Genomic DNA, 26,864 nt, shown 5'->3' on the forward strand with positions numbered 1-26,864 from the left:
CATGACGTCTTCAGACCACGATGGGCTCGGGCGCCCGTCCGGTGCTGCGCAGTTCATGCATGCGCCGATAGGCGGCCTCGATGCCTGCGGTGAAATGCGCCGCATCGAACAGCGGGGCGGTGGCGCGGGCAGCGATCAGCTTCGCCTTGAGAAGCGCGAGGCGCTCGGGATCGCCGGCGAGCGCGAGGGCGAGGGCCTCGTAATCGGCAAGGTTATCCGTCACCAACTCCGGTAGACCCACGGCGGTGAGCAGGCTGGCGGCCACCCGGCTGGCGAACGTTTCGCCCGCGCATGTCACCACCGGCACGCCGGCCCAAAGGGCATCGCTCGCCGTGGTGTGGGCATTGTAGGGCAGGGTGTCGAGGAACAGGTCCGCATGGGCATGGCGGGCGAGGTGGTCGGCCAGCTCCATTTTGGGCGCGAAGATGATGCGCTCGGGATCAAGGCCAAGGCTCGCCGCATGATACGTGAGGTTGTCACGCGCCGCTGGATTGGCCTCGAACAGCCACAGGACCGAGCCGGGCACGGCGTCGAGAAGACGCATCCACACGTCGAAGACGGCGGGGGTGATCTTGTAGGTATTGTTGAAGCAGCAGAAGACGAACCCCTCTTCCGGCAGGCCGCATTCGGCCCGTGAGGGGATGTGGGCCGAGATGGCGCGGCGGCCGTCGTTGGGCTGGTAGGCGCCCGGCAGCTGGACGATCTTCTCGTCGTAATCGGCGGCGGCGGCGAGCGGCGTCACCACTTTGTCGCCGATGATGTAGTCGATGAAGTCGGCACCCATGGAGCCGGGATAGCCGAGGAAGTTCACCTGCACGGGTGCCGGACGCAGCGCCATGATCTCGGTGCGGCTGCCCTGGGTGAAGCCCTTCAGGTCTACGAGGATGTCGATGCCGTCTTCGCGGATGCGCCGGGCGGCTTCGGGGCTCGTCATGTCGCCCACTTCCACGAAATGGTCGAAGGCGTCGATGACGCGCTGGCGCATGGCCGACTTGTCGTCGGGGCCATGGGAATAGCCGAAGATCTCGAAGGTGGCGCGGTCATGCCGCTCCAGCATCTCCACGGCGAGGAAGGCCGTGGCGTGGGCATAGAAGTCGCTGGAGAGATAGCCCACGCGGATGCGCCGGCCGGGCTCGGCGGGCGGCGCGGGCGGCAGCTTGTCCTTGTCTTCCATGCGCACGCCCTTGGCCCACACGCGGGCGGCGCGCAGATTGTCCTGCGCGGTCAGGTGCATGGAGAGCAGCAGGAAGGGGCCGGTGCGTGCGCCCGTGCGGGCGAGGGCGTGGCCCAGCTCGGCCTCCTCCGCTTCGGTGTCGCGCCACTGGCAGATCTGGCGGCTGGCGTTGGCGAGGCCGAGGCGTGCCACCACATTGTCCGGCTCCACCGCGATGGCGCGGCGGAAACAGGGGATGGCCTCGGCATATTTCTTGGCGTCCAGATGGACGCCGCCGAGATTGATCAGCGCGCCGGTATGGTTGGGGTCCAGCTTCAGGGCCCGGTTGAGGGCGTCTATGGCGTCCCGGTGGCGGCGCTTGTCCAGCAGCAGCAGGCCGAGATTGGCGTGCAGGGCCGGCACGTCGGGCTTGAGGGTGGCGGCGATCTTCAGGAGCGCCATGGCCTCGCGGTCGCGGCCGCCTTCGAAGGCGCGCACGCCGGCTATGCCCATGGCCTCGGCGGTCAGCGTCCCGCGCTGGAAGGCCTGCACCCACTCCCGCGCTGCCACGTCCGGCTCTTCGCCAGCGGCGAGCAGGGCGCAGCCGAGCGCCAGTGCAGCCTCGCCATTCTGCGGCTGCTCGGCCAGCAAGCGGCGCAGGTCGTCGAGATCGCCATTGCTGGCGGCCAGACGGCCGAGTCCGAGCTGGGCGGCCTTGTGATCCGGCTGGAGCTTCAGCGCGCGCCCGAAGGCTGCGCGGGCGGCCTCGCTATCGCCCGTCTGGGCGAGGATGGTGCCGAGATCGGCCAGGATGTTCGCATCCGAGGGGCGGAGCTTGGCCGCTTTCTGGATGGCCTCGCGGGCCTCGGGCAGGCGGGAGAGCTGCTTGAGGCACAGGGCGTGCAGATAGTGCACGGCCCCGTTGGACGGGTCGCGGTTGAGCGCGGCGGCATAGAGTGGCGCGGCAGCGGCGAAATCGCCGGCCTGATGCAGGGCCAAAGCGCGCTGGGCATCGGCGGCGCCCTTCGACGGGGTGCCGCCGGGCTTGCCCCGAAAGGCCGCCGCAGATTGATGCTTGCTCATGGCTCCCCCCTCGGCACGTCCGGGCTGCGCGCAAAATCCCGCGCGGACTATTTCAGTCCACAGCCTTCGCAGGTCTCACTTGTCCGAAGCTTGTGCAGCGGCGGGGTGGGGCGGGGGATCGGAAAAGCCGATCCTGTCCATTGCCGTTTCCGATTGGCTTCGAGGGAGGGGGCACCCCATTCTGGCGCGTTCCTCCCGATCCGCCCTTACGGAGAGCCCATTGGCCACCATCTTCTTCATCAACGGCCCCAACGCCAATCTCTATGGCCTCGACCCCTCCGGCACCTACGGCCGCGAGAGCTTTCCGCAGCTTCAGGCCCGCTGCGAGGCGCATGCCGGGACGCTCGGCGTCGATCTGGATTTCCGCCAGTCCAACCATGAAGGCGTGATCGTGGACTGGATCCAGGAGGCGCGGGGCAAGGCGGATGCCATCGTCATCAATGCGGCTGGGCTCACCTACACCTCCATCGCCATCCTCGATGCGCTGCTCGCCTATGAGGGGCCGATCATCGAGACCCACATGAGCAACATCTACAAGCGCGAGCCCTTCCGTCATCATTCGTATGTGTCCAAGGCGGCCAGCGGAATCGTGGCGGGCCTGGGCGCGCTCGGCTATGAACTGGCCATCACTGCCGCCAAGAAGCTGGCAGACGAACGAAGCAGAGGGTGATGCGTTGAAAGAGTCTCTCGTTTTCTACAGCCCCGCCGATGTGGCCGAGGACTGGGTGGCCGCTATTGGTGAGAAGCTGCCTGGCCTCGACATGCATATCGCTTCCAAGGAAGGCGCGCCGTGCCCGCCGGAGGATGTGCAGTACGCCGTGGTGTGGAAGCCGCCGCAGGACTTCTTCAAGCCGTTCGTGAACCTCAAGCTGGTGGTCAATCTCGGCGCCGGCGTGGATGCACTGGTCTCGCGCACCGATCTGCCCGACGTGCCCATCACCCGCCTCTCCGACCCCGAAATGTCGAAGATGATGGCGGGCTTCGTGCTCATGTGCGTGCTGCGCCATGCGCGGGACATCGTCCCCTTCGAGCGCATCCAGAAGGAAGGCCGCTGGCGCTACATCCACCCCACCACGCCGGAGCATATCCGCGTGGGCGTGCTCGGCCTCGGCGAGCTGGGCGCCACGGCGGCGCATGAGATTTCGCGCTTCGGCTATCCGGTGCAGGGCTGGTCGCGCACGCCGAAGTCGCTGCCCGGCATCGACTGCCATCACGGCATGGACGCACTGCCCGGCTTCCTCGCCACCACCGACATTCTGGTGGTGATGCTGCCGCTGACACCGGAAACCAGGCACATCATCAATGCCGAGCGCCTCGCCATGCTGCCCAAGGGCGCCAAGTTCGTGAACGTGGCGCGCGGCCCCATCGTGGACGAGCAGGCGCTGATCGCCGCCCTTCAGTCCGGCCACATCTCGGAAGCCTCGCTCGATGTGTTCGAGGTGGAGCCCTTGTCCGAGGATAGTCCGCTGTGGGCGATGGATAACGTGCTCATCACGCCGCATCTCGCCTCCATCGCCTTGCCGAAGTCGGCGGCGGCGCAGATCGCGGAGAACATCCGCCGCATCCGCTCAGGCGAACCGGTGCTGAACCGCGTGGATCCCGGCCGGGGCTATTGAGCCGGGCGCGAACAGGCCGGCCTCCGAAAAGGCTTCGGTGAGGAACGCCGCGAACACCTCCACCGCCGGGCGCAGCGCCTGGCGGCGGAGACTGAGCCGCATCACGCGCGTGGGCGGCAGCGCATCCGAGAAGGGGATGACGGCCACCTGCGAGCCGTCATAGGCCACCGTGGTGCGCGGGGCCGCATTATGGATGGTGTAGCCGCGCTTCTGGCCCACGAGGCCCCGGATCAGCTCATAGGAGCGAGAGCGGAAGGCGATGCGCGGCTCAAGGGAGCAGGCGGCGAACAGCGAGAAGAAATAGTCGCGCGAATGCGGCAGGTCGTAGAGCAGGAAAGGCTCGTCGGCCACCTCCGCCAGCGAGACCGCGTCGCGGCCGGCGAGCGGGTGGTCCGCGCTCACCACCAGCAGAGGCGGCAGGTCGATGAGCCGCTCGCCCACCACTTCTTCCGGCACCGCATAGCCATAGGACACCGCAAGCTCGATGCGGCCTGACAGGACGCCCTCGATGATCTCCTGCTGGTCGCCTTCCTCCAGCCGCACGGTGATGCCGGGCTGGGCTTCCGCGAAAGCGGCGAGCAAGGCCGGCATGAAGCGGGGGGCGAGGGTGAGGAAGCAGCCGAGCGAGATCTCGCCCTTCAGGCTTTCGCCCAGAGCCTTGGCGCTCTGGGAGAAGTCGCGGGCATGGGCGAGCAGATGGCGGGCCTCGTTCACATAGCGCTGGCCGGCGGCGGTCAGCGTCATGCCACGGGCGTGGTGGCGCACGAACAAAGGCGTGCCCACCTCCGCCTCGCTCTGGGCGATGGCGGCGGAAACCGAGGGTTGGGAGACGTTGAGGCGACGAGCGGCCTCGGTGACATTGCCGCTGTCTGCGGTGGCCACCACGTAGCGCAGGGCGCGGAACGACAGATTCACGACCGGCCTCCCGCGCGGAGGAAGGCGAAGCCGCAGGCCAAAATCTCTGATGAACCAAACATTCTGGCGGGCGCTGGGCGGTGCGCTTTGACCTGCATCAACAAATCCGATCTTGTCCCCTGGTTTTAAATATTTTACCGATTTATCCGCCTGCCACAAGATTGAGCATGACCAGTTTGGGAGCATGCGCGAGATGATCAGGACCGGCGCCGCCTACAAGGACGGTATTCGAGACGGGCGTGAAATCTGGCTCGATGGCGAGCGCGTCACCGATGTCACCACCCATCCCGCCTTCAAGCCGATCGTCGACATCAAGGCGCGCATGTACGACCTCCATCATGAGGAAGCGCACAAGGAGGCGCTGACCTATGTGGAGGACAATGCGGTCCATTCCGTCTTCCATCGTCCGCCCACCACCCAGCAGGACTGGCACGACAAGTGGAAGGGCGTGGACATCCTGCTGAAGGATGTGGGCGGCGTCGTCACCCGCGTGGGAGACGAGACCATCGGCGAGATGTGGTCGTTGCAGGACGGCCGCGACATGCTGGCCGAGATCGACCCGCGCTTCGCCTCCAACATCGACAACCACATCAAGCGCGTGGTGGAGGAAGACCCCTTCCACGTCTCCGCCAACACCGACCCGAAGGGCGACCGCTCCCGGCACATCTCCGAACGTGACCCGGACATGATGGTCCACGTCACCAAGGAGACGGACGCGGGCATCATCATCCGCGGCGCCAAATACGAGACCGCCGCCGCCTATGCCGATCAGGCCTATCTGAAGCCGACCGTGGGCGCCTGGACGGACGAGAAGGAAAGCGACTACGCGCTGGGCTGCATCGTGAAGATGGGCGCGCCGGGCGTGAAGCACATCTGCCGTGCAGGCTTTGCCGGCCGCACGGACCCGCGCGACTATCCCCTCGCCAATGCCTATGACGAGGTGGATACGCTGGTGGTGTTCGACGACGTGCTCATCCCCTGGGAGGACGTCTTCTTCTATCGCTACACCCGCGCGGCCCAGTTCGTGCGCGGCACACTGCACCGCTACTCGGCGTTCCCTTATGTGCTGCGCCTGCTCTACAACGCCGACATGATGATCGGCGCGGCGCTCTGGAACGCCAGGCAGACCGGCCTCGACAAGCTGCAGTCGGTGCAGGAGAAGCTGGCGGACCTTGCGGTCTATCGCGAGGGCATCAACGCCCACCTCACCGCTTCCATCGCGCTGGCCGAGAAGAGCCCGGCGGGCCTGCTGATGCCGAACCAGTCGCTGCTCTATGCCGGTCGCGTGCTGGCCTGCTCGCAGCTCCCCGCCATGATGCACGCCACCCGCGAGCTGATCGGCGGCCAGATCTGCGTGACCCCGAGCGCGGCGTCCTTCGCTTCCGAGGGCACCGGCGACTGGCTGAAGAAGTTCTACACGCTGAACGACAACTGGCAGTCGGAAGACCGCCGCAAGCTGCTGGCCTTCGCCCGCGATCTGGTGTCGTCGGACTATGCGGGCCATCGCCTCGCCTTCGTGCAGTTCGCGCAGGCGCCGCACTTCAACCATCTCGCGGCGGTCTACAAGAGCTTCGACTTTTCCGGCCCGCTCGACTTTGTGCGCAAGACCGCCGGCCTCTCCGACGCCGTGACGGGTGCGCCGAAATGAGCCCGCTCGACCCCGCCTTGTTCAAGGAGGCCATGCGCAACATGGCCTCCAGCGTGGCGGTCATCGCCACCGATGGCCCGGCGGGCCTGGCGGGGCTCACCGTGTCCTCGCTCTCCTCCTTGTCCATGGAGCCGCCTTCGGTGGTGTTCTGCGTCCATGGCGCCTCCAGCGCGCTGCCGGCGCTGCTGGAGAACGGGGTTTTCGCCGCCAATGTGCTCGCCCATGGCCAGCACGGGGTGTCGGATGCCTTCGCCGGGCAGGTGCCGGCCTTCAGGGCGGATAAGTTCGGCTGTGCCGAATGGGATGCGCTCGTCACCGGCGCTCCGGCGTTGCGTGGTGCGCTGATGACCTTCGACTGCCGTGTGGCGGCGACCTTCGATTTCGGCACCCATCGCATCATCGCCGGCGAGGTGGTGGCCATCGCCTCTGCCGAAGGCGCCATTGCTGAGCCGCTGATCTATGCCAATCGCGCCTACCGGCGCCTTCATGTCGCCTGAGCTTTGTTCGTTCATTCTTCGAGGGGAAGACCCGTGCCGACCCATACCCGCATTCGCCCGTTCAACACCAAGGAAGCCTACCCCGAGCAGAATCTCGACAATGACGTGTGCATGGCGGTGCGCGCCGGCAACACCGTCTATGTGCGTGGCCAGACGGCCATGGCGCTGGACGGTTCCATCGTCGGCATCGGGGATGCCGCCGCGCAGAGCGAGAATGCCATGAGCTGCGCGAAAATCCTGCTGGAGGAAGCGGGCGCGAAGCTTGAGGACGTGGTGAAGATCGTCATCTACATCACCGACCGCGCCTATCGCGAGCCGGTGTATCGGGTGGTCGGCAAGTGGCTGAAGGGCGTCTATCCGGTGTCCACCGGCATCATCGTGCAAGGGCTCGCCAAGCCGGAATATCTGATGGAGATCGACATCATCGCGGAAATCCCCGCCGAGCGCGCCTGAAACGCGCCTGTCTCCGTCTTGTGTTTATTCGCCTCGGAGCGCGTGCTCCGGGGCAAATTCTGCGTTGTAACAAGAATAAGAATTAAAATGTCTTCACCTGATGCGACATTCATCTTGCACTGCAAGGTGACGTTCTGCTTATCTCTACGTCATTAAAGTTCGCCAGCAAGGCGGCTCCAGAGGAGAACGGGACATGAAGACCTCGTTGATTGCCGTGGGTGCGGTGGTGGCGGCCCTGCTGTCGTCCCCGGCCAGCGCCGCCGAGAAGCTGGTGGTGAGCACCTGGGGTGGCAGCTTCCGCGACCTCATCGCCGATACTGTGGGCAAGAAATTCACCGCCGAGACCGGTGTCGAGGTGGAATACATCACCGGCGGTACGATTGATCGCCTGAACAAGGCCAAGCTCGCCAAGGGCTCGCCCGAGAGCGACATCACCTTCACCACCTCGCACGTCGGCTTCCTCTATGTGGCCGACAATCTGTTCGAGAAGCTGGACGAGGCCAAGATCCCCAATGCCGCCAATCTGGTGAAGGAGGCCAAGGTCAGCCCCTATCATCTGGGCACCTGGGGCTATGTCTACACCATCGGCTACCGCGCCGATCTCACCCCCAAGGACATCAAGTTCGACAGCTGGGCGGACCTTTGGAATCCGAAGCTGAAGGATTCTCTCGCGGCTCCGGATTTCGATCCCAGCCACATCATCACGGTGGCGGCGCTGCTGTCGGGCGGTTCGGCGGCGGACTGGCAGAAGGGCGAGAAGAAGCTTCTCGAGCTGAAGCCCAATTTCAAGGCCTATTACACCAACGACGCCAACTCCCAGCAGCTCATCGCCACCGGCGAGACCCCGGTGCAGGTGATGCTGTCCATGAACGCCTATTACATGATCGGGCAGGGCGTTCCGATCACGGTGGCCACCCCGAAGGAGGGCGGCGTGCTGGGCGTGGATACGGTCGGCATCATGTCCGGCTCCAAGAAGCAGGAGCTGGCCTACAAGTTCATCAACATGGCGCTCGATCCCGCCGTGCAGGGCGAGGTGGCCAAGCTGAAGAAGGGCTCGCCCACCGTCACCAATGCCAAGGTGGATGCCGAGACCGCCAAGCTGCCCGGTGTGCTGACCACCGCCGACCAGTGGGGCAAGCAGATCCTCATCGACCCCAAGCTGCGCGCCGAGAAGACCGCCGAATGGCGCAAGTGGTTCGCCGAGAACATGATGGGCAAGTGATCCGCGCATGAACGCATAAGCGTTCAGGTGATCATCACCGGCGCCGCCGTCCCGCCCGGACACGGCGCCGGTCTTCCGCTTCCGATGCTTCCTTCTCTCAGGCGCCCCCAGCGAATGAAGACACGGCCCTTCCTTGCCCTGTTCGTCTCCCCGGCCGCGCTCGCCGCGCTGGCGCTGGTGGGGGCGCTGGCGGCCATCCTGCAATATGCTTTCCGCGCCTTCGTGCCGGGCTCCATGGAACCGGGCGGGCTGACGCTCGCCAATTTCGAGGCGCTGCTGCGCCCGCTCTATGCCGGCGTCTTCCTCCAGACGGTGTGGATCTGCCTCATCACGGCGCTGGTGACGCTGGTGGTGGCCTATCCGCTGGCCTATGCCATCGTGCGCTCGCGCTCCGTGACGCTGAAATCCTTCCTGCTGATCACGGCGCTCACCCCCATGTTCCTGGGCGAGGTGGTGCGCACCTATTCGTGGATCATCGTGCTGGGCAATTCCGGCTTCATCAATTCCGTGCTGCGCGGCCTCGGTCTCATCGAACGGCCGATCCAGCTCATGTTCACCACCACCGGCGTGGTGATCGCCTTGGTGCATGTGACGCTGCCGATCATGACCATCATGCTGGCGGCCGCCCTCTCCCATATCGACGCGGCCTATGAGAAGGCCGCCACCAGCCTCGGCGCCGGGCCGGTACGCGTTTTCCTGACCGTGACGCTGCCGCTTTCCATGCCGGGCATCGTGGCGGGCGTGACGACGGCGTTTGCCTGGACCTTCTCCGCCTTCGCCACCCCGCAGATGATCGGCGGCGGACGGGTGCCCATGGTCTCCACGCTCATCTATCAGCTGGGCTTCGCCTCCTTCAATTTCCCCTTCGCGGCGGCGCTGTCCGTCACTGGTCTTGCGCTCACCTTCGCGGTACTGGCGCTCGCCAAGGCGGCGTTGTCGCCGCTGGAAAGGATGGGGGCTCACTGATGCGCAGGCCGCTCTCCCATCGCCTGCTGGGCCTTGCCGGCAAGATCGCCGTCGGCCTCGTGGTGGCCTTCATCCTGCTGCCGGCGGTGGTGGTCACGATGTCCGCCTTCAATGACAAGGCGATCATGAATTTTCCGCCGACCGGCTTCTCCACCCGCTGGTTCGCGCGCGCCTTCAGCTATTCGGATTTCTCCAGCGGTTTTCGCAACGGGCTCATCGTCACCGCTTTTGCGTCCACAATCGCGCTGGTGGTGGGCACGGGCTTCGCCTTCGTGCTCGACCGCTACGAGTTCCGGGGCAAGAAGGCGATGGAGGCCATCCTTACCTCGCCGCTCGTGATCCCCCATTTCACCATCGGCCTCGGCTTCCTGATCCTTGCGGCGCAGATCCATGCGGCGCGCGGATTTGCCGTGGTGGTGGTCACGCACGTTGTGCTGGTGCTGCCCTTCGTGATGCGCTCGGTCTATGTCTCGCTGCGCAATCTCGATGCCCGGCTGGAGCTGGCGGCGGCGAGCCTTGGTGCAAGGCCCGGCCGAACACTGTTCACGATCACGCTGCCGCTGCTGTTGCCCGGCCTTGTCTCCGGCTGGCTGTTCGCGGCCATCCTCTCCTTCAACGAGTTCACCGCCTCGCTGTTCGTGACCGCGCAGGCCACCCAGACCCTGCCGGTGGCCATGTACAATTACGTCCGCGAATATGCCGATCCGACGCTGGCCGCGCTGTCCGTGGTCTACATCGTCGTGACGGCGCTTCTCCTCACCATCGCCAATCGCTTCCTGGGGCTCGGAAAGGTGCTGAACGTTGAGCATGGCCGCTGAACGCCTCCATACGGGGACTGAAGCCCCCGCCGCCACATCCGCCCGCGTCGGCGTGCAGATCGACGGGGTGACGAAGAAATTCGGCGCCTTTACCGCGCTTCATGAGGCGTGGCTCAAGATAGAGCAGGGCAGCTTCATGACCCTGCTCGGCCCCTCCGGCTGTGGCAAGACCACGCTGCTGAACCTTCTGGCCGGCTTCCTTGAGGCCAATGGCGGCGAGATCTTCGTGGACGGCCAGCTCATGACCGAGACGCCGCCTTATGCGCGCGAGATCGGCGTGGTGTTCCAGAATTACGCGCTCTTCCCGCACATGAGCGTGGAGAAGAACGTGGGCTATGGCCTTGCCGCGCGCGGCGTGCCCAAGCGCGAGATTGCGAGCCGCGTGGCCGACATGCTGGCGCTGGTGAAGCTCTCCGATTTTGGCCATCGCAAGCCGAAGGAACTGTCCGGCGGCCAGCAGCAGCGCGTGGCGCTTGCCCGCGCCCTCGTCATCCGGCCCAAGCTCCTGTTGCTGGATGAGCCGTTCTCCGCGCTCGACAAGAATCTACGCGGCGCCATGCAGGTGGAGATCAAGGAGATCCAGCGCTCATTGGGCGTCACCACCATCTTCGTAACCCACGACCAGAGCGAGGCCCTGTCCATGTCGGATCGCATCGCCGTCATGTCGGCGGGCCGCATCCGGCAGGTGGGTACGCCGGACGAGATCTACCGCCGCCCGACCGATCGCTTCGTCGCCTCCTTCGTGGGCGACGTGAACGTGTTGCCGGCGAAGCTTGAGCGGCGGCTGGATGATCGGGCGAGCGTCATGGTGGGCGCGGTGCGGGTGGAGGTGCCGGCCGGCACCGTGGATGGGCTTGCCCCGGGCGCTGCCGTCGACCTGTTCGTGCGCCCCGATGCGCTTGCCATCGGCGAGAAGGGCAGCGGGTTTCCCGGCACCATCGCCGCCCATGTCTATCAGGGCTCGCATGTGGATGTGCTGGTGGACAGCCCGGCGACGACCGGTGGTCGCCTGCTGGTACGCGTGCCGGGCACGCAGGCGCCGCACCGCTGGCCTGTGGGGCAGGCGGTCGGCGTCACGCCCACGGGCGATGCGGTCGCCTTTCCGCCGGAGGCCGCCTGAGCGCCTCCGGCCCGAGGGCCTCAGAAGGCCGGCGCCTCGGCCGGGGTGCGGGCGCGACTTTCATAGGCTGCCTGCTGCGGGGCGTAGAGATCCCACACCTTGCGCAGTTCGCCGATGGGATCCTCGTGCCAGTCCACCCTGAGATCCACCACCGGCCAGTCATAGACCTGCGCCACATGGAGGCCCGCCGCATGCTCGTCGCCCGTCTCCCCGCCCGCCGCGAGCCCGGCTTCCAGGCCGCGCATGAGGCGCTCGGCCAGAGGCTCGTCGGGGCAGCCGAGGAAGGCATCCAGCATGGCTTGCGGCACGCCTTCATCGGCGAGCAGGTTGCCGAGCGCGAGGCAGGACGGGCCGATGGCCTCCGCCGCCAGCGGCAGCGCCTGAGCTCCCGAATGCCACGCCACCTGCCCGTAGCGATCGATGACGCTGGCCTGCCGATAGGCAGGGTCGGCTGTGCCGGGAAGGATGGCATCGAGCACCGCGCGGGCGCCGAGGCCCTGCCGCAGCAGCGCGAGGCCGGCTGGGCCGAGCGCGGGATCGGTGACATTCTGCGTGGTCACGAGGCCGAGCGGCCCCACCCAGGCGCAGCGGCTGGCAACGCAGATGCTGGACGAGGTGATGGCGATGCCGAAAGCACCGGTTCTCGAACAGCGGGCCGCGATGGAATAGGTCACGTCTTGTCCTCGTATTCGGATTTTACTGAGCGTATGATCTTTTATGGTTTCTGCGATTGCAAGTAAATTCATATTTAAAATCAAACATATGTATGTAATAATGCATGCGGTGTTTATCGTTCCGCGTGCATGTAGTGGCATGGAGATCAGATCATGGCCTTCTTCACCCGATCCGCGCCGAAGTTGACCCATGCGGGTGCGCTGGTGGCGCTCAATGCGGCGGTGGCCAAGGCCGAGGCGCTCGGCGTGCCGCAGAACATCGCCATCGTGGATGAGAGCGGCAATCTGCTCGCCTTCCTGCGCATGGATGGCGCCAAGCTGCTGTCGCGGGAGACCGCGCTGTCCAAGGCCATCAGCGCCGCCTCGCACAGCCAGCCCACCTCCCGCCTGCAGCCGGAACTGGAAGTGAAGCTTGCCATCGCCAGCGGTGGCCGGCTCACCAATCTGGAAGGCGGCATGCCGATCCTGTTCGGCGGGCTGTGCGTGGGTGGCGTGGGTGTCGGGTCCGGCACGGGCGCGCAGGACATGGAGGTGGCCCGCGCCGCCATCGACGCACTGGGGGCGGATCCGGTGTGAACGCACGACCTCTCCCTTACCAAGGGAGTGCTCTACTGGAGGCGCGCCGGTGCGGTCGGCCATGTCGCACTGCACCTAACAACGTCGTGATCACGAAAAAGCGACTGAAAGCGTGTCGCACCCCCTGACAAACGCAGGCATCCGTTCTTATATCCCGTGCGCATGCCGTTAGGGCATGCGGTGCGCGTTTCCGCGCGGAAGAGGGGAAAGATGAGCGTTTTCAAGCGTCTGTCACGGATCGCCGCCATCGTGGCACTGGGTGTCGCCATGACGTTGCCGGCAGTGGACTACGCTGACGCGCGCAAGGGCGGCAGCATGGGCAGCCGCGGTTCGCGCACCTATCAGGCGCCGGCCGCCACCCCCACCTCGCCCACCGCCTCCCAGCCGATCCAGCGGTCGGCCACACCTTATAACCAGACGGCGCCGTCCGCCGCTGCCGCGCAGGGCGCGCGCTCCGGCATGTTCGGCTCCGGCTTCGGCGGCGCGCTCATGCGCGGTCTGCTGATCGGTGGCCTCGTAGGCATGCTGTTCGGCGGCGGCCTCGGCGGCTTGTCGGGCATGCTCGGCCTGCTGCTGCAGGTGGCCCTCATCGGCGGCGCCATCTATCTGGCCATGCGCTTCTTCGCCAGCCGGCGTCAGCAGCCGGCGGGTGCGGGTGCTGGCTTCGGCGGCAACCCCATGAACCGCAACGGTATGGGTGGCAATCCCATGGGCGGCAATCCCATGGGTGGCAACACCTATGCCCGTGACGCCCAGAGCGGCGGCAGCGCCCTCGGCGGCGGCATGGCCGGCCTCGGCGGTGCGCAGAGCGCCCCGCAGCAGCCGGCAGAGCGCAAGGACGATATCGGCATCAAGCCGGCCGATTTCGAGGCCTTCGAGCGCACTCTGTCCGAGGTGCAGGCTGCCTATAGCCGTGAGGACCGCAACCGCCTCGGCGAACTGGTGACGCCCGAGATGCTCGGCTACTTCGAGCAGGAGTTCCGCGACAATGCGGAGCGTGGCGTGCGCAACCAGGTCAACGACGTGAAGCTGCTGCAGGGCGACCTCGCGGAAGCCTGGCGCGAAGGCCAGTTCGAATATGCCACGGTGGCGATCCGCTACCAGGCCCGCGACACCATGCGCGACCGCCAGACCGGCGCGCTGGCTGACGGCTCCACGGACGAACTCGGCGAAAGCACCGAGGTGTGGACCTTCATCCGCCTGCGCGGCCAGCCGTGGAAGCTCTCCGCGATCCAGTGATCGCGCCCAAGTAAGACCCTTACGCCGCCCGTGCCCAGCACGGGCGGCTTCGGTGCGCCGGAGCGCCGTTCGAGCCGCAATCGCGGCGTTTTCCCCGACATCGCTGGCTTGTTGCAACAGACGCGTGCCCGTTAGGGTGTGCGACTGAACGGCAATCTGTGCGTGTGTCTCCGCTTGCGTGCGCTCCGCACGTATCCCCCTCTCGGGACGCTCCCGCCCGTTGCGTCCCCGACATGAGAGACCGATGGACTATCTGGTTCAACTGGCCTCCGATCCCGCCGTGTGGATCGCCCTCATCACCCTGATTGCCATGGAAGTGGTCCTTGGCATCGACAACCTCATCTTCATCTCCATCCTCACCAACAAGCTGCCCGAGCATCAGCGCTCGCGCGGCCGCCGCATCGGTATCGGCCTCGCGCTGATCCTGCGCCTCGGCCTGCTGTCCACGGTGGCGATCATCGTTCAGCTCACCGAGCCGGTGTTTTCCGCCTTCGGCCACCCGTTCTCGTGGCGCGACATGATCCTGATCGCCGGCGGCCTCTTCCTGGTCTGGAAGGCGACGAAGGAGATCCATCACAGCGTGGACACCACGCATTCGGATGATGATCTGCTGGACAAGGGCGCCACCACGGTGGGCCTGACCTTCTCGTCGGCCATCGTGCAGATCCTGCTGCTGGACCTCGTGTTCTCCATCGACAGCATCATCACCGCCGTGGGCATGACCGAGCACATCCCGATCATGGTGATCGCCGTCATCGTGGCCGTGCTCACCATGCTGCTGGCCGCCGATCCGCTGGCGAAGTTCATCGAGGCCAACCCGACCGTGGTCATGCTGGCGCTGGGCTTCCTCATCATGATCGGCATGGTGCTGATCGCGGAAGGCTTCGGGGCGCATGTGCCCAAGGGCTATGTCTATGCCGCCATGGCCTTCTCGGCGGCGGTGGAGGGTCTCAACATGATGACCCGCCGCGCCCAGAAGAAGAAGGGCAGCGCCGGACACTGACGGTCCGGCCTCCCGCAGGCTTGAAGGAACGGGGCGGCACCATGTGCCGCCCCGTTTCGTTTATCCCAAGGTCGCCGCAATGGCCGGGCAAGGTCGGGCGACAGGCTTGGGGGGCCTGGAGTGTTGCGCCACCATGGTCCGCATCATCGCGTTGTTCGGTCTGCTTGCCACGTTCGTGGGCGCCCTGCCGTGGGTGGTGCCTGCGGCCAAGACAGGCGTGCGGCTGGTGACGGCGCGCGATAATCCCCCGCACTCGCCGATCTGGCGTTGGACCAGCTCGACCCTGTCGTCGTGCAACGGGAGACCGAGGCCGCGCTGGCAGCGAAGGATGCGGATCTCGCCGCCTCCTGGCTGGCCGTGGCTGAAGCCCGGCGCATCCTCTTGCCGGACGACCTCACCACGCGTGTCCGCGCGGCGGAAGCCGCCGCCCATTCCACCTACGCCCAGATGCGCAGCTTCGGCGCCGGCTTCCTGACCGGCCAGCCGGAAGACCTGCCGGGCTTTGCCGGGGCGGCGCTGGGCGACTTCATGGTGTGGGGCGACATCCGCGATGCCTCCCGCGAGGGCTGGAATCTGGCCCGGGGCGAGGAGGCGGACGAACTCATCCTTGGCCTGTCCACGGTCGGCCTCGCGCTCACTGCCGGCACCTATGCCACGGTGGGCGGCGGGGCGCCGGTGAAGGCAGGCGTCTCGCTGGTGAAGGCAGCACGGCGTGGCGGCCGTCTGTCCGCTGCCATGGGCGCGACGCTCACCCGCGCCGTGCGCGAGAGCGTGGACTTCGCCGCCTTGCGCCGCGTACCGGATCGGATCGCCGCTCTGGATGGTGCCGCTCTGAAAAGCGTGGTGCGCACCGACAAGGTGCGCGATCTCGGCCGGCTGCTGGCCGACGCCGGCACCATCGAGGCCAAGGCCGGTACCAAGGCCACCATGGAGGGCCTGCGCATTGCCGACGGTTCGGCAGACATGGGGCGCATGGCCCGTCTTGCCGAGGCCAAGGGGCCGCAGACGCTGGCGCTGCTGAAGAGCTTCGGGCGGGGCGCCTTCGCCATAACGGGAGCATTCCTCTCCCTCATCTGGTGGGGCATGGGGGCGACACTCTGGCTGCTGGGCGCCATCTGGACCTTCAACGCGCTGGTGGTGGCGCTTCTGCGGCCCTTGTGGCGGCGCAAGCGTCGGCGGCGGGTGGCGGTGGGGCGGCTCACCGCAGTCCACAGCGGCTGAGGGTATCTTCAGGCACCCGCTTCCCTCGCGCGGTCTCCGGCACTAGGTTCGCCGCTCATTCGCGCCGCCCGCCGAGGATTTCCCTTATGCCCACCTTCATCTCCGATGGTCTGGAGCTTGCCTATCTGGACGAGGGGCAGGGCGCGCCTGTCCTGCTCATCCACGGCTTTGCCTCCACCAAGGAGATCAACTGGGTCTATCCCGGCTGGTTCAAGACCCTGACGGACGCCGGGCGGCGGGTGATCGCCTTCGATCATCGCGGCCACGGTGCCTCGGCCAAGCTTTATGACCCGGCCGAGTATCACACCAGGCTGATGGCCGAGGACGCGTTCACCCTGCTCCAGACGCTGGGCATCCCGCAGGCGGATGTGATCGGCTATTCCATGGGCGCGCGGGTCACGTCCCAGCTGGCGCTCAGTCATCCGGACGTGGTGCGCAAGGCCGTGCTGGGTGGGCTCGGCATCCATCTGGTGGATGGCGTCGGTCTGCCGCAGAGCATCGCCGATGCACTGGAAGCGCCGTCGCTGGAGGATGTGACCGACCCCATGGGCCGCATGTTCCGTGACTTCGCCGACAAGAACGGGGCGGATCGCAAGGCGCTGGCCGCCTGCATCCGCGGTTCGCGCCAGAGCCTTGCGCGCGAAGATGTCGCGACCATCCGGCAGCCGGTGCTGGTGGCCGTGGGCACGCGCGACCTCATTGCGGGCGATGCCCATGCGCTGGCGGCCCTGCTGCCGAACGGGCGCGCGCTGGACATTCCCAACCGCGACCACAACCCGGCGGTAGGCGACAAGGTGTTCAAGCAGGGCGTGCTCGATTTCTTCGCCGAGGGGGCATGAGCGCAGGGCATGAGCCGTGGCCTGACCTCCGGAGCCGCAGTGTGTTAGAACAAGGGCGAACGACGTTCTGGGAGGCAGCGATGCTGCAGCACAACCTTCAGGCGAAGCCTGCGAATGACAGGCGGCCCGAGCTGGTGGATCCGGTGTGGGCGCGCCTGCGCAAGGAAGCGGAAGAAGCCGCCGCGCGCGAGCCCATGCTCGCGGGCTTCTTCAAGGGCGCCATCCTCGGCCAACTGAGCCTCGAGGCGGTGATCGCCGAGCGCATTGCTGCGCGGCTCGACCATCCCGATTTGCCGGCAGGCGTGATCCGCGCTGCCTATCACGAGGCGGTGGAGGCCGACCCCCGGATCGCCGAGGCCCTGCGCGCCGACATCATGGCCGTGGTGGACCGCGATCCCGCGACCACGCGCACCATGGAGCCGGTGCTCTATTTCAAGGGTTTCCATGCCCTTCAGTCGCATCGGCTCTCGCACTGGCTGTGGGAGAACGGCCAGCGTGACGCTGCGCTCTATCTCCAGAGCCGCGTGTCCTCCGTGCTGACCGTGGATATCCATCCCGCCGTACCCATGGGGCGCGGCATCTTCCTCGACCACGCCACCGGCCTCGTGGTCGGCGCTACCGCCGTGATCGAGGATGACGTCTCCATCCTTCAGGGCGTCACCCTCGGCGGCACCGGCAAGGAGCGGGGCGACCGCCATCCCAAGATCCGGCGCGGCGTGCTGATCGGCGCCGGTGCCAAGGTTCTGGGCAATATCGAAGTGGGCCATTGCGCGCGTATCGCCGCCGGCTCCGTCGTTCTGCATCCGGTGCCGCCGGCCACAACGGTTGCGGGCGTGCCAGCCAAGGTGGTGGGCACCGCCGGCTGTGCCGAGCCCAGCCGGGCCATGGACCAGATGTTCGACAGCACCATTTTCGCCGGCGCGGATATCTGATCTCCCGCCACACCCCTGAACCGACCGCTGCGCGCGGACGTTACTTGCGGCTGCCCGCGCGGCGCGCCGTGCCATCTGGAGGATGACCATTGGAAAAAACCGAGCTCGAACGCGTCCAGCGCTATCTCCGCACGCTGTTCGGCAACCCGCAGATCAAAGTGACCGGTCGCCCGAAGAAGAAGGATTCCGCTGAGGTGTATCTCGGCGACGAGTTCATCGGCGTCCTGTTCAAGGACGAGGAAGACGACGAGCTCTCCTACAACTTCCAGATGGCCATTCTGGACACCGATCTGGACTGAGCAATGTGCGGCCCCGCCAATCCGGTGGGGCCGTTTGCGTTCTGGGGCACCTCCGGGGCGCCATGAGGCCCGGCCTGTTGGCTGAATGGGCCTTCCCTCCGCCGGGACGAGGGGATACATGGGTGTGGCATACATTATCCACCCGAGGCTTGTGCCGTGTCCGTCCTCGAAATCGCCGGCGAGCGCTTCCACTTCCGCATTGATGGCCCCGACAGCGCACCGCCGCTGGTGCTCGGCCATTCGCTCGGCACCACGCTGGAGCTGTTCGACCGGGTGGTGCCCGCGCTCTCGCAGCGCTTCCGCGTCATCCGCTTCGATTTCCGGGGCCATGGCGGCTCCACCGCCCCCGATGCCGTGCACGGCATGGGCGATCTCGGCCGCGACCTCATCAATCTTCTGGACGGGCTGAAGCTCGGCGCCGTGGACTTCTGCGGCCTGTCGCTGGGCGGCATGGTGGGGCAGTGGATGGCGATCCATGCCCCGCGCCGCCTGAAGCGCCTCGTGCTCTCCAACACCACCGCCTATGCCGGCCCGCCGCGCATCTGGGAGGCGCGCATCAAGGCCGTGCGCCGCACCGGCACCGAGCCGGTGGCCGATGCGGTGATCGAGAGCTGGTTCTCCGCCGACGTGCGCGCCCGCATGCCGGACGAGGTGGCGAAGATCCGCGCGCAGATCGTGGCGACCCCTGCGGTTGGCTATGCCGCTACGAGCTGCGCCATGCGGGATATGGATTTCCGGGCCGACCTTGCCCGCATCACCACGCCGACGCTGGTGATCGTCTCCGACGACGACCGCTCCACCCCGCCGGTCTGGGGCGAGGCGGTGGCGGCGGGCATTCCCGGGGCAAAGCTGGTGCGCCTGCCCGGCGGCCATCTCTCGGTGGTGGAGCAGCCGGAGACGTTTTCCGCAGCGGTGCTCGATTTCCTGCGCTGATCCCGTCACGCACCTGCCATCGGACCACGCTACCTCGATTTCCGGTATCCTTGCCGACGGCAAGCGGGAGAGCGGCGACATGAGCGGCGAGCGGGGAAGTTCGGACGGCACGCACGGACATGCAGGCCATGATCACGCCGTGAACGCGGATGGTCACGCTGGACACGACCATTCCGGGCATGTTCCTGCGGGTGATGGTCACGGACATGACCACGAACATGGCCACGGACATGACCATGGCGGCCATGCGGGCCACAGCCACGCCATGCCGGCCTCGCTCCGGGCCTTCGCCATCGGCGCCTCGGTGAACTTCGCCTTCGTGGTGGTGGAGGCGGCCTTCGGCTGGTTCTCCGGCTCGCTCGCCCTGATGGCGGATGCCGGCCACAATCTCTCCGACGTGCTCGGTCTGCTGCTGGCGGGTGCCGCCGCCTGGCTCGCCCGGCGCACGCCGACGGCACGACGCACCTTCGGCTATGGCCGCACCTCCATCCTTGCCGCGCTGGCCAATGCCATCATCCTGCTGGTGGGCACCGGCGGCATCGTGGTGGAAGCCATCTCGCGCTTCGATGATCCCGCGCCGGTGCAGACCGGCGTGGTGATGGTGGTGGCGCTGATCGGCATCGGCGTGAACTTCGGCACTGCCCTGCTGTTCATGGCCGGCCGCAAGGAAGACCTGAACGTGCGCGGTGCCTTCGTGCATCTCATCGCCGATGCCGCCATCTCGCTGGGCGTGGTGATCGCGGCCGGCGTGATCGCGCTCACCGGCTGGCTGTGGCTGGACCCGGCGGTGAGTTTGCTGATCTCGGTCGCCATCGTCGTCGGCACCTGGGGCCTGTTCCGCGACAGCGTGGATCTCGTGCTCGATGCCGTGCCGCGCAACGTGGACCGCGACAAGGTGGAGGCCTATCTGGCCGGTCTCGACGGCGTGAGCGGCGTGCATGACCTGCACATCTGGGGCCTTTCCACCACCGAGGTGGCGCTCACCGTGCATCTGGTGCGGCCGGGGCAGGGGCTGGATGATGCCTTCCTGAATGCCACCTGCCTCGCCCTGAAGGAGCGGTTCGGCATCGGCCATGCGGCCATCCAGATCGAGGCCGGCACCATGCCCTGCGTGCTGGCACCGGCTGATGTGGTGTGAACAGGTGACGGCTGACGACAGGGGTTGTCCACACTAGTTGCTAATGATTGTCATACTCATTCAAGTCATTGATATGATTTGACATTCGTTCTAGGCGCCTGTACCCGAAGCGCATCGGGGAGTAGCCACCGCGCAAGCGGGACCGTGTCAACAGGCTCGCGCTCAGGCTGGTTATCCGGCTCGCGCGTGGCGCGGTCAGCCGGACAGGATCCGGCCCGGCAAGACCGTGGTGGCAGGCGATCCGTGCGGACGGGCGTCGTGCGCCCGGTGTCCTCTCCGTTCGGATTTCAGTCATGTCGCCTTTCGCCATCGCCGTGCTCGCCGTCAGCATGTCCGTGGATGCCTTCGCCGTCTCCGTGGGACGCGGCGCCGCGCTCGGCCGCCCGCGCATGACGGAGGCGCTACGCACGGGTGCCGTCTTCGGCATCGTGGAGGCCATCACGCCGCTCATCGGCTGGGCGCTGGGTGTGGCGGCCTCGGGCTTCGTCGAGGCTGTTGATCACTGGATCGCTTTCGCACTGCTCGGCGGCGTCGGCCTGCACATGCTCTATCAGGCGCTTTGGAAGGCGGATGACGAGGAGGCCGAGACCGGCCGCTCCTTCACCGTGCTGATCGCCACCGCCGTGGGTACCAGCCTCGATGCCATGGCGATCGGCGTGTCGCTGGCATTCCTGAACGTGAACATCATCGTCATCGCGTTGGCCATTGGCCTTGCCACCTTCCTCATGTCGTCGGGCGGCATGCTGGTGGGCCGGCTCATCGGCACGCGCTTCGGGCGCTGGGCGGAAGGTGTCGCGGGCGTTGCCCTGTTCGGGCTCGGCCTCGCGATCCTGATCGAGCACCTCACCGCCTGAGGCAATCTCAGGAGAGATTCAGCGCCTTCAGCGTCTCGGCCACGCGCGCACGGGCGCTCTCGCCGAGCGGCAGGATGGGGCGGGGCGGTTCGGCTTGCGTGAGGCCGAGGATGCCCGCCGCCGCATACATCACGCGCAGGCTGGAAAGCTCTCGGAACAGCGCCCACAGCGGCTCCAGCCGGGCATTCAGCGCCCGCGCCTCTGTGGCATCGCCGCCTTGGGCGGCGCGGGTGAGCGCAAGGGCGGTGTGGGGGAACAGGCCGCCCATCACGCTGAACCACGCATCGCCGCCGGCGATCAGCACCTCGGTGACGTTCCAGTCGCCGCTGTAGCCGAGCGGGAAGCCCTCCGGCACCACGGCCCGCAGGGCGGCCAGATGCGCGGTGCCACCCGGCGCCTCGGGGCTCGGGCTTTTGACGCCCACGATACCCTCATGGCGGCTGAGACGGCGGACCAGTTCGGGTGTGAAGCGGAAATGGGTGGTGCCGGGATTGTCATAGATGCAGAGCGGCAGGCCGCTTTCCCGCTGCACGGTCACGAAGTGCTCATACACCTCGTCCTCGGTGAGCGGCGTGTAGGAGACGGCGGCCAGCAGCCCGGCGGCGGCGCCTGCCGCCTTGGCGTCCTGCGCCAGCTTCACGGCTTCGTCCGTGCGCAGCGCGCCGACGCCCACGAGAACGGGCACGTCACCGGCAACCGGAAGCGCTGCATCCAGCGCCCGGCGGCGCTCGGCGCGGGAGAGATAGGCATAGGTGCCGGTGCTGCCGAGCAGGCCGATGGAATCCACTTTTGCCGCCGCGAGGCGCCCGACCAGCTTTTCCACGGCGGCTGTGTCCACGCGGCCTTTGGGATCGGCAGGCGTGATGGGGAAAGCGGACAGGCCCTTGAACTGCGTCGGCATCGGCATTTCGCTCCTCGAACGGCGTCCGCACGCTACACGACGGCGGCGTGCGGGCAAGCGCGCAGCGTGGGTCAGCTAGGCGTGATTGGAGGCGTCGTCGAAGCGCAGCACGTTGCCGAAAGGATCAGTGATCTTGGGGGCTGTGTCGGTGGGGGAGGGGCGGGCGAAGCGGGCCTGCTTCGCATTCAGCTCGGCCGCGAGTGCGGCGATGCCGGTGCCCCGGATATAGACCACGGAGCCCGGCGTGCCGTCGCCATAATGCTCGCTGAGATGCAGCTTCACGCCATCGCGGGAGACCTGCATGTAAAGCGGCAGGTCGGGCGCGTAGCGGTGTTCCCAGTCCAGCGTGAAGCCGAGGAAATCCAGATAGAATTCCCTGGCTTTCGCGATGTCATAGATGCGCAGAACCGGGATCGCCGGATCGAGCCTGATCGTGGTCATAAAACATCTCCCGCCGCAGCCGGCGGGAGAGTGGAGCGCCACGCCGTCCGGCGCAAGGACGCCGGAGTGCATGAGCTGTCGGCTTCACTGCTTGCGGGCGAGCCCTTCCAGCGCCTCGCGGGCAATGGGCTTCAGGCCTTCGCCGCCGGAGACGAGCAGTTCGGCGATGCGCGCGCGCATGCGCGGATCCCAGAATTTGGCGATGTGATCGCGGGTGCCGGCCACGGCGGCATCATGCTTCTGCGAGCCGAAGAAGGTGGCGATCTGGTTGGCCATATAGACCAGCCGGTCGTCGGTGCTGGTGTGGGAGTGCGCGTCGTCGCCGTGGGCGGCGTCGTGGGCTTCCCCGTGGGTCTGGCTATGCGACATGGGCTTGGCGTTTCTCTCGCGGTTTTTTGGGGCCGAGGTCGATGCGGCCTTCATGGGTAAAGACTTCGAAGCCATCGCTGCGGACGATGGCGGCAAGGGTGATGCCCGCGCGCTCTGCCGTGCGGATGGCGAGCGAGGTCGGGGCGGAGACGGCGGCGATCACCGGCACGCCGAGCACGGCGGCCTTCTGCACCATCTCGATGGAGACGCGGCTGGTGAGCAGCAACAGACCCTTGGCCGGCTCCGCCTTGAGCTGCGCCACCTTGCCGATGAGCTTGTCGAGGGCGTTGTGGCGGCCCACATCCTCGGCCACCGCCAGTATGCCCCGGCCGGGCTCGAAATAGCCGGCCGCATGCACCGCGCGGGTGGCGTGGTTGAGCGTCTGCGCAGGGGCCAGAGCCGACATGGCGTCCAGCAGCGCGGTGGCCTCCACGGTGAGCTGGCCTTCCACCTGCGCGGCGGGCTTGATGGCTTCGGCGAGGCTCTCCACGCCGCACAGGCCGCAGCCGGTGGGGCCGGCGAGATAGCGCCGCCGGGCGCCGAGCATGGCCATGCGCTCCTCGGCGATCCACATGCGCGCCTCGATGCCGTCCTCCACCGCGATCACGTCGAGGGACAGGATGTCGGCGGCGGAGCGGATGATGCCTTCCGAGAGCGAGAAGCCCAGTGCGAAAGCCTCGATGTCGAGAGGGCTCGCCATCATCACCGCATGGGTGGTGCCGTTATAGGTGAGGGCGACGGGCGTCTCTTCCGGAACCGCCCGTTCACCGGACGTCACTTCGCCTTCGCGCCACACGTCGCGGGTCACGCGGCGGACGGGCTCCGGCATGTCCGGGATCTTGGGGAGGGGAGCGGTGTCAGGCATGGGGCGGCATCCCGGCAGAAGGGGGAGCCCCACAGATTGGGCCGATGACGCCGGAGTGCAAGCGCGGGGTGGCCATTGGACGGGAGAACCCTCGCCCCGTGCGGGGGAGGGTAGGGAGGGGGGTAATGCCCTCTCTGCCGGCATCCGGTCGGGAAACCGGAACCGCGCGCCATGCCCCCTCCCCAACCCTCCCCCGCAAGCGGGAGAGGGGGTGCGTTGCGCGGGAAGGGAACCCGGCGGCCATCTTACTCGGCGGCTTCGGCGATGCGGCGGCTCTGGCGGGAGAAGGCCTCGTAATTCTCCTGCCACGGGCTCGGCCCGTTGGAGGGCGAGATCTGAACCGCCGTCACCTTGTATTCGGGGCAGTTGGTGGCCCAGTCCGAATAATCGGTGGTGATCACGTTGGCCTGCGTCACCGGGTGGTGGAACGTGGTGTAGACCACGCCGGTGGGCATGCGCTCGGAGATCACCGCCTTCAGCGAGGTGGAGCCGGCGCGGCTGTCGAGGCGCACATAGTCGCCATCGCGGATGCCGCGCGTCTCCGCATCGTGCGGGTGGATCTCCAGCACGTCCTCGGGATGCCAGGCCACGTTCTCGGTGCGCCGGGTCTGGGCGCCCACATTGTACTGGCTGAGGATGCGGCCCGTGGTGAGCAGCAGCGGGAAACGCGGGCCGGTGCGTTCGTCGGTGGGCACATACTCGGTGAGCATGAACTTGCCCTTGCCGCGCACGAAGCCGCCGATATGCATGACCGGCGTGCCTTCCGGCGCCTTCTCGTTGCAGGGCCACTGCACGGAGCCGGCCTCCTCCAGCTTGGCGTAGGAGACGCCCGTGAAGGTGGGGGTCAACCGGGCGATCTCGTCCATGATCTCGCTCGGGTGCTGGTAGTCCATCTTATAGCCGAGGGCTTCGGCCAGCATGATGGTGACTTCCCAGTCAGCATAGCCGTTCTTCGGGGCCATCAGCTTGCGCACGCGCTGGATGCGGCGCTCGGCATTGGTGAAGGTGCCGTCCTTCTCCAGGAAGGAGCAGCCCGGCAGGAAGACGTGGGCGTAGTTGGCGGTCTCGTTCAGGAACAGGTCCTGCACCACGAGGCATTCCAGCGCGCCGAGGCCGGCGGAGACATGGCGGGTGTCGGGGTCGGACTGGAGGATGTCCTCGCCCTGCACATACATGCCCTTGAAGGTGCCATCGACGGCCGCGTCGAACATGTTGGGGATGCGCAGGCCGGGCTCGTCGTCCAGCTTCACCCCCCAGTCACGCTCGAACAGCACGCGGGTGTCATCTTCCGCCACATGGCGATAGCCCGGCAGTTCGTGCGGGAACGAGCCCATGTCGCACGAGCCCTGCACGTTGTTCTGGCCGCGCAGCGGGTTCACGCCCACGCCGTTGCGGCCGATGTTGCCGGTGGCCATGGCGAGGTTGGCGATGCCGATGACGGTGGTGGAGCCCTGCGAATGCTCGGTGACGCCGAGGCCGTAATAGATGGCGCCGTTGCCGCCCTTGGCATAGAGCCGGGCCGCGCCGCGCACCAGCGCCGGATCAACGCCGGTATACTGCTGGATGGCCTCGGGGCTGTGGCGCTCCTCGGCCACGAACTCGGCCCACTCCTGGAACTCGTCCCAGTCGCAATAGTCGCGCACGAAGTCCTCGTGCACGAGGCCCTCGGTGACGATCACATGGGCGATCGCCGTGACCATGGCGACGTTGGTGCCGGGGCGCAGCGGCAGGTGGTAGTCCGCCTGCACGTGCGGGGTGCGCACGAGGTCGATCTTGCGCGGGTCGATGACGATGAGCTTGGCACCCTCGCGCAGGCGCTTCTTCATGCGCGAGCCGAACACCGGGTGGCCGTCCGTCGGGTTGGCGCCGATGACGAGGATGACGTCGCTCTCTTCGACCGAGTCGAAGTCCTGCGTGCCCGCCGAGGTGCCGTAGGTCTGCGAGAGACCGTAGCCGGTGGGCGAGTGGCAGACACGGGCGCAGGTATCGACATTGTTGTTGCCGAAGGCGCCACGGATCAGCTTCTGGACGAGGTAGGTTTCCTCGTTCGTGCAGCGCGAGGAGGTGATGCCACCCACCGCGCGGCGGCCGTACTTCTCCTGGATGCGCTTGAACTCGGAGGCGGCGTAGGCGATCGCCTCCTCATAGCTCACTTCCTTCCACGGCTCGTGGATGGAGGAGCGGATCATGGGCTTCAGGATGCGGTCCTTGTGGGTCGCATAGCCATAGGCGAAGCGGCCCTTCACGCAGCTATGGCCACGGTTCGCCTTGCCGTCCTTGTAGGGCACCATGCGCACCAGCTCGTCGCCGCGCATTTCCGCCTTGAAGGTGCAGCCCACGCCGCAATAGGCGCAGGTCGTCACCAGCGAATGCTCGGGCGTGCCGATGTCGTACATGGCCTTTTCGTTGAGCGTCGCGGTCGGGCAGGCCTGCACGCAGGCGCCGCAGGAGACGCACTCGGAGGAGAGGAACTCCTCGTCCATGCCCGGCGAGACGCGCGAGCCGAAGCCGCGGCCGGAGATGGTCAGCGCGAACGTGCCCTGCACTTCCTCGCAGGCGCGGACGCAGCGGTTGCAGACGATGCACTTCGACTTTTCATAGGTGAAGTAGGGGTTGGACTCGTCCTTCCCCATCTTGATGTGGTTCTCGCCCTCGTAGCCGTAGCGCACTTCGCGCAGGCCCACGACGCCGGCCATGTCCTGCAACTCGCAGTCGCCGTTGGCGGAGCAGGTCAGGCAGTCCAGCGGATGGTCGGAGATGTAGAGCTCCATGACGCCACGGCGGATCTGCTTCAGCCGCTCGGTCTGGGTCTTCACCACGATGCCTTCCGCCACCGGCGTAGTGCAGGAGGCGGGGGTGCCGTTGCGGCCTTCGATCTCGATCAGGCAGAGCCGGCAGGAGCCGAAGGCGTCCAGCATGTCGGTGGCGCACAGCTTGGGGATCTGGTTCCCCACTTCCATCGCCGCACGCATGATGGAGGTGCCTTCCGGCACCTGCACCTTCATGCCGTCGATGGTGAGCGTGACCAGCTTCTCGGATTTGGAAGCCGGCGTGCCGTAGTCGATCTCATGCACGAGGGACATGGTGTC

The 26,864-nt window shown here is 66.8% G+C and carries 27 protein-coding genes; 19 read left to right on the top strand and 8 right to left on the bottom strand.

Annotation, left to right across the window (positions count from 1 at the left end; translation table 11 throughout):
- Nucleotides 1-10 precede the first annotated feature (10 nt).
- Nucleotides 11-2,236, bottom strand: coding sequence for an O-linked N-acetylglucosamine transferase, SPINDLY family protein (locus tag IEW24_RS13990; RefSeq protein WP_188579521.1), 2,226 nt, complete (start codon nt 2,234-2,236; stop codon nt 11-13).
- Between the two features lie 220 nt (nt 2,237-2,456).
- Between IEW24_RS13990 and IEW24_RS13995 the strand changes: the two genes are divergently transcribed.
- Nucleotides 2,457-2,906 carry a type II 3-dehydroquinate dehydratase gene (locus IEW24_RS13995; RefSeq protein WP_188579522.1) on the top strand — a complete coding sequence of 150 codons (450 nt, stop codon included), beginning with the start codon at nt 2,457-2,459 and terminating at the stop codon, nt 2,904-2,906.
- A 4-nt stretch (nt 2,907-2,910) separates the two neighbouring features.
- Nucleotides 2,911-3,852 carry a 2-hydroxyacid dehydrogenase gene (locus tag IEW24_RS14000; protein WP_244644397.1) on the top strand — a complete coding sequence of 314 codons (942 nt, stop codon included), beginning with the start codon at nt 2,911-2,913 and terminating at the stop codon, nt 3,850-3,852.
- Here IEW24_RS14000 and IEW24_RS14005 read toward each other — a convergent pair.
- Nucleotides 3,805-4,767, bottom strand: a complete 963-nt coding sequence (locus IEW24_RS14005; protein ID WP_188579526.1) for a LysR substrate-binding domain-containing protein — start codon at nt 4,765-4,767, stop codon at nt 3,805-3,807. The genes IEW24_RS14000 and IEW24_RS14005 overlap by 48 nt on opposite strands.
- A gap of 193 nt (nt 4,768-4,960) precedes the next feature.
- Here IEW24_RS14005 and IEW24_RS14010 point away from each other — a divergent pair, with 193 nt between their 5' ends.
- From IEW24_RS14010 to IEW24_RS14040, 7 genes are all read left to right on the top strand, one after another.
- Nucleotides 4,961-6,415, top strand: a complete 1,455-nt coding sequence (locus IEW24_RS14010) for a 4-hydroxyphenylacetate 3-hydroxylase family protein (RefSeq protein ID WP_188579528.1) — start codon at nt 4,961-4,963, stop codon at nt 6,413-6,415.
- Nucleotides 6,412-6,912 carry a flavin reductase family protein gene (locus IEW24_RS14015; RefSeq protein WP_188579530.1) on the top strand — a complete coding sequence of 167 codons (501 nt, stop codon included), beginning with the start codon at nt 6,412-6,414 and terminating at the stop codon, nt 6,910-6,912. Before IEW24_RS14010 ends, IEW24_RS14015 begins: the two co-directional genes overlap by 4 nt.
- 33 nt (nt 6,913-6,945) lie before the next feature.
- The gene (locus IEW24_RS14020; RefSeq protein ID WP_188579532.1) at nt 6,946-7,365 is read left to right on the top strand and encodes a RidA family protein; all 420 of its coding nucleotides are present in this window, start codon (nt 6,946-6,948) and stop codon (nt 7,363-7,365) included.
- 193 nt (nt 7,366-7,558) lie between these two features.
- A complete protein-coding gene (locus tag IEW24_RS14025; protein ID WP_188579534.1) occupies nt 7,559-8,587 on the top strand; it encodes an ABC transporter substrate-binding protein in 1,029 nt (342 codons plus the stop codon).
- Between the two features lie 114 nt (nt 8,588-8,701).
- Entirely contained in the window at nt 8,702-9,553 is an 852-nt protein-coding gene (locus IEW24_RS14030) for an ABC transporter permease (protein WP_188579536.1), read from the top strand.
- Entirely contained in the window at nt 9,553-10,371 is an 819-nt protein-coding gene (locus IEW24_RS14035; RefSeq protein WP_188579538.1) for an ABC transporter permease, read from the top strand. The genes IEW24_RS14030 and IEW24_RS14035 overlap by 1 nt, the downstream gene beginning before the upstream one ends.
- On the top strand, nt 10,361-11,491 hold the full coding sequence (locus IEW24_RS14040; RefSeq protein ID WP_188579540.1) for an ABC transporter ATP-binding protein: 1,131 nt from the start codon (nt 10,361-10,363) through the stop codon (nt 11,489-11,491). Before IEW24_RS14035 ends, IEW24_RS14040 begins: the two co-directional genes overlap by 11 nt.
- Nucleotides 11,492-11,511: 20 nt before the next feature.
- On the opposite strand, the gene IEW24_RS14045 is transcribed toward IEW24_RS14040, so the two are convergent.
- Nucleotides 11,512-12,165 (bottom strand): DUF1028 domain-containing protein, encoded by a 654-nt coding sequence (locus tag IEW24_RS14045; protein ID WP_188579542.1) that lies wholly within the window; start codon nt 12,163-12,165, stop codon nt 11,512-11,514.
- A gap of 153 nt (nt 12,166-12,318) precedes the next feature.
- Here IEW24_RS14045 and IEW24_RS14050 point away from each other — a divergent pair, with 153 nt between their 5' ends.
- From IEW24_RS14050 to IEW24_RS14095, 10 genes are all read left to right on the top strand, one after another.
- Complete coding sequence (locus IEW24_RS14050) at nt 12,319-12,741, top strand: GlcG/HbpS family heme-binding protein (protein WP_188579544.1); 423 nt, start codon at nt 12,319-12,321, stop codon at nt 12,739-12,741.
- 210 nt (nt 12,742-12,951) lie between these two features.
- Nucleotides 12,952-13,980: a Tim44 domain-containing protein gene (locus IEW24_RS14055; protein ID WP_188579546.1), complete on the top strand. Its 1,029-nt coding sequence runs from the start codon at nt 12,952-12,954 to the stop codon at nt 13,978-13,980.
- A gap of 244 nt (nt 13,981-14,224) precedes the next feature.
- The gene (locus IEW24_RS14060; RefSeq protein ID WP_188579548.1) at nt 14,225-14,983 is read left to right on the top strand and encodes a TerC family protein; all 759 of its coding nucleotides are present in this window, start codon (nt 14,225-14,227) and stop codon (nt 14,981-14,983) included.
- Between the two features lie 267 nt (nt 14,984-15,250).
- The gene (locus IEW24_RS14065; protein WP_188579550.1) at nt 15,251-16,204 is read left to right on the top strand and encodes a hypothetical protein; all 954 of its coding nucleotides are present in this window, start codon (nt 15,251-15,253) and stop codon (nt 16,202-16,204) included.
- A gap of 86 nt (nt 16,205-16,290) precedes the next feature.
- Nucleotides 16,291-17,043: an alpha/beta fold hydrolase gene (locus tag IEW24_RS14070; protein ID WP_188579552.1), complete on the top strand. Its 753-nt coding sequence runs from the start codon at nt 16,291-16,293 to the stop codon at nt 17,041-17,043.
- A gap of 80 nt (nt 17,044-17,123) precedes the next feature.
- Nucleotides 17,124-17,975 (top strand): serine O-acetyltransferase, encoded by an 852-nt coding sequence (cysE, locus tag IEW24_RS14075; protein ID WP_188579554.1) that lies wholly within the window; start codon nt 17,124-17,126, stop codon nt 17,973-17,975.
- An 89-nt stretch (nt 17,976-18,064) separates the two neighbouring features.
- Complete coding sequence (locus IEW24_RS14080) at nt 18,065-18,274, top strand: DUF3126 family protein (protein WP_029006180.1); 210 nt, start codon at nt 18,065-18,067, stop codon at nt 18,272-18,274.
- 156 nt (nt 18,275-18,430) lie between these two features.
- Nucleotides 18,431-19,207, top strand: coding sequence for a 3-oxoadipate enol-lactonase (gene pcaD, locus IEW24_RS14085; protein WP_188579556.1), 777 nt, complete (start codon nt 18,431-18,433; stop codon nt 19,205-19,207).
- 265 nt (nt 19,208-19,472) lie between these two features.
- A complete protein-coding gene (locus IEW24_RS14090) occupies nt 19,473-20,345 on the top strand; it encodes a cation diffusion facilitator family transporter (protein ID WP_244644398.1) in 873 nt (290 codons plus the stop codon).
- A 293-nt stretch (nt 20,346-20,638) separates the two neighbouring features.
- Nucleotides 20,639-21,199 (top strand): manganese efflux pump MntP, encoded by a 561-nt coding sequence (locus IEW24_RS14095; protein ID WP_188579560.1) that lies wholly within the window; start codon nt 20,639-20,641, stop codon nt 21,197-21,199.
- Nucleotides 21,200-21,206: 7 nt separating this feature from the next.
- Here the strand turns inward: IEW24_RS14095 and IEW24_RS14100 are convergent, their stop codons facing one another.
- The 5 genes from IEW24_RS14100 to fdhF form a co-directional block, all read right to left on the bottom strand.
- Nucleotides 21,207-22,106, bottom strand: coding sequence for a dihydrodipicolinate synthase family protein (locus tag IEW24_RS14100; protein ID WP_373870066.1), 900 nt, complete (start codon nt 22,104-22,106; stop codon nt 21,207-21,209).
- Nucleotides 22,107-22,175: 69 nt separating this feature from the next.
- Entirely contained in the window at nt 22,176-22,541 is a 366-nt protein-coding gene (locus IEW24_RS14105) for a glyoxalase superfamily protein (RefSeq protein ID WP_210324207.1), read from the bottom strand.
- Nucleotides 22,542-22,625: 84 nt separating this feature from the next.
- Nucleotides 22,626-22,817 carry a formate dehydrogenase subunit delta gene (locus tag IEW24_RS14110; protein WP_244644414.1) on the bottom strand — a complete coding sequence of 64 codons (192 nt, stop codon included), beginning with the start codon at nt 22,815-22,817 and terminating at the stop codon, nt 22,626-22,628.
- A gap of 82 nt (nt 22,818-22,899) precedes the next feature.
- On the bottom strand, nt 22,900-23,739 hold the full coding sequence (fdhD, locus tag IEW24_RS14115; protein WP_188579791.1) for a formate dehydrogenase accessory sulfurtransferase FdhD: 840 nt from the start codon (nt 23,737-23,739) through the stop codon (nt 22,900-22,902).
- Between the two features lie 281 nt (nt 23,740-24,020).
- The gene (gene fdhF, locus IEW24_RS14120) at nt 24,021-26,858 is read right to left on the bottom strand and encodes a formate dehydrogenase subunit alpha (protein ID WP_188579566.1); all 2,838 of its coding nucleotides are present in this window, start codon (nt 26,856-26,858) and stop codon (nt 24,021-24,023) included.
- Nucleotides 26,859-26,864 lie beyond the last annotated feature (6 nt).

The organism is Azorhizobium oxalatiphilum (assembly GCF_014635325.1).
GTDB classification, from domain to species: domain Bacteria; phylum Pseudomonadota; class Alphaproteobacteria; order Rhizobiales; family Xanthobacteraceae; genus Azorhizobium; species Azorhizobium oxalatiphilum.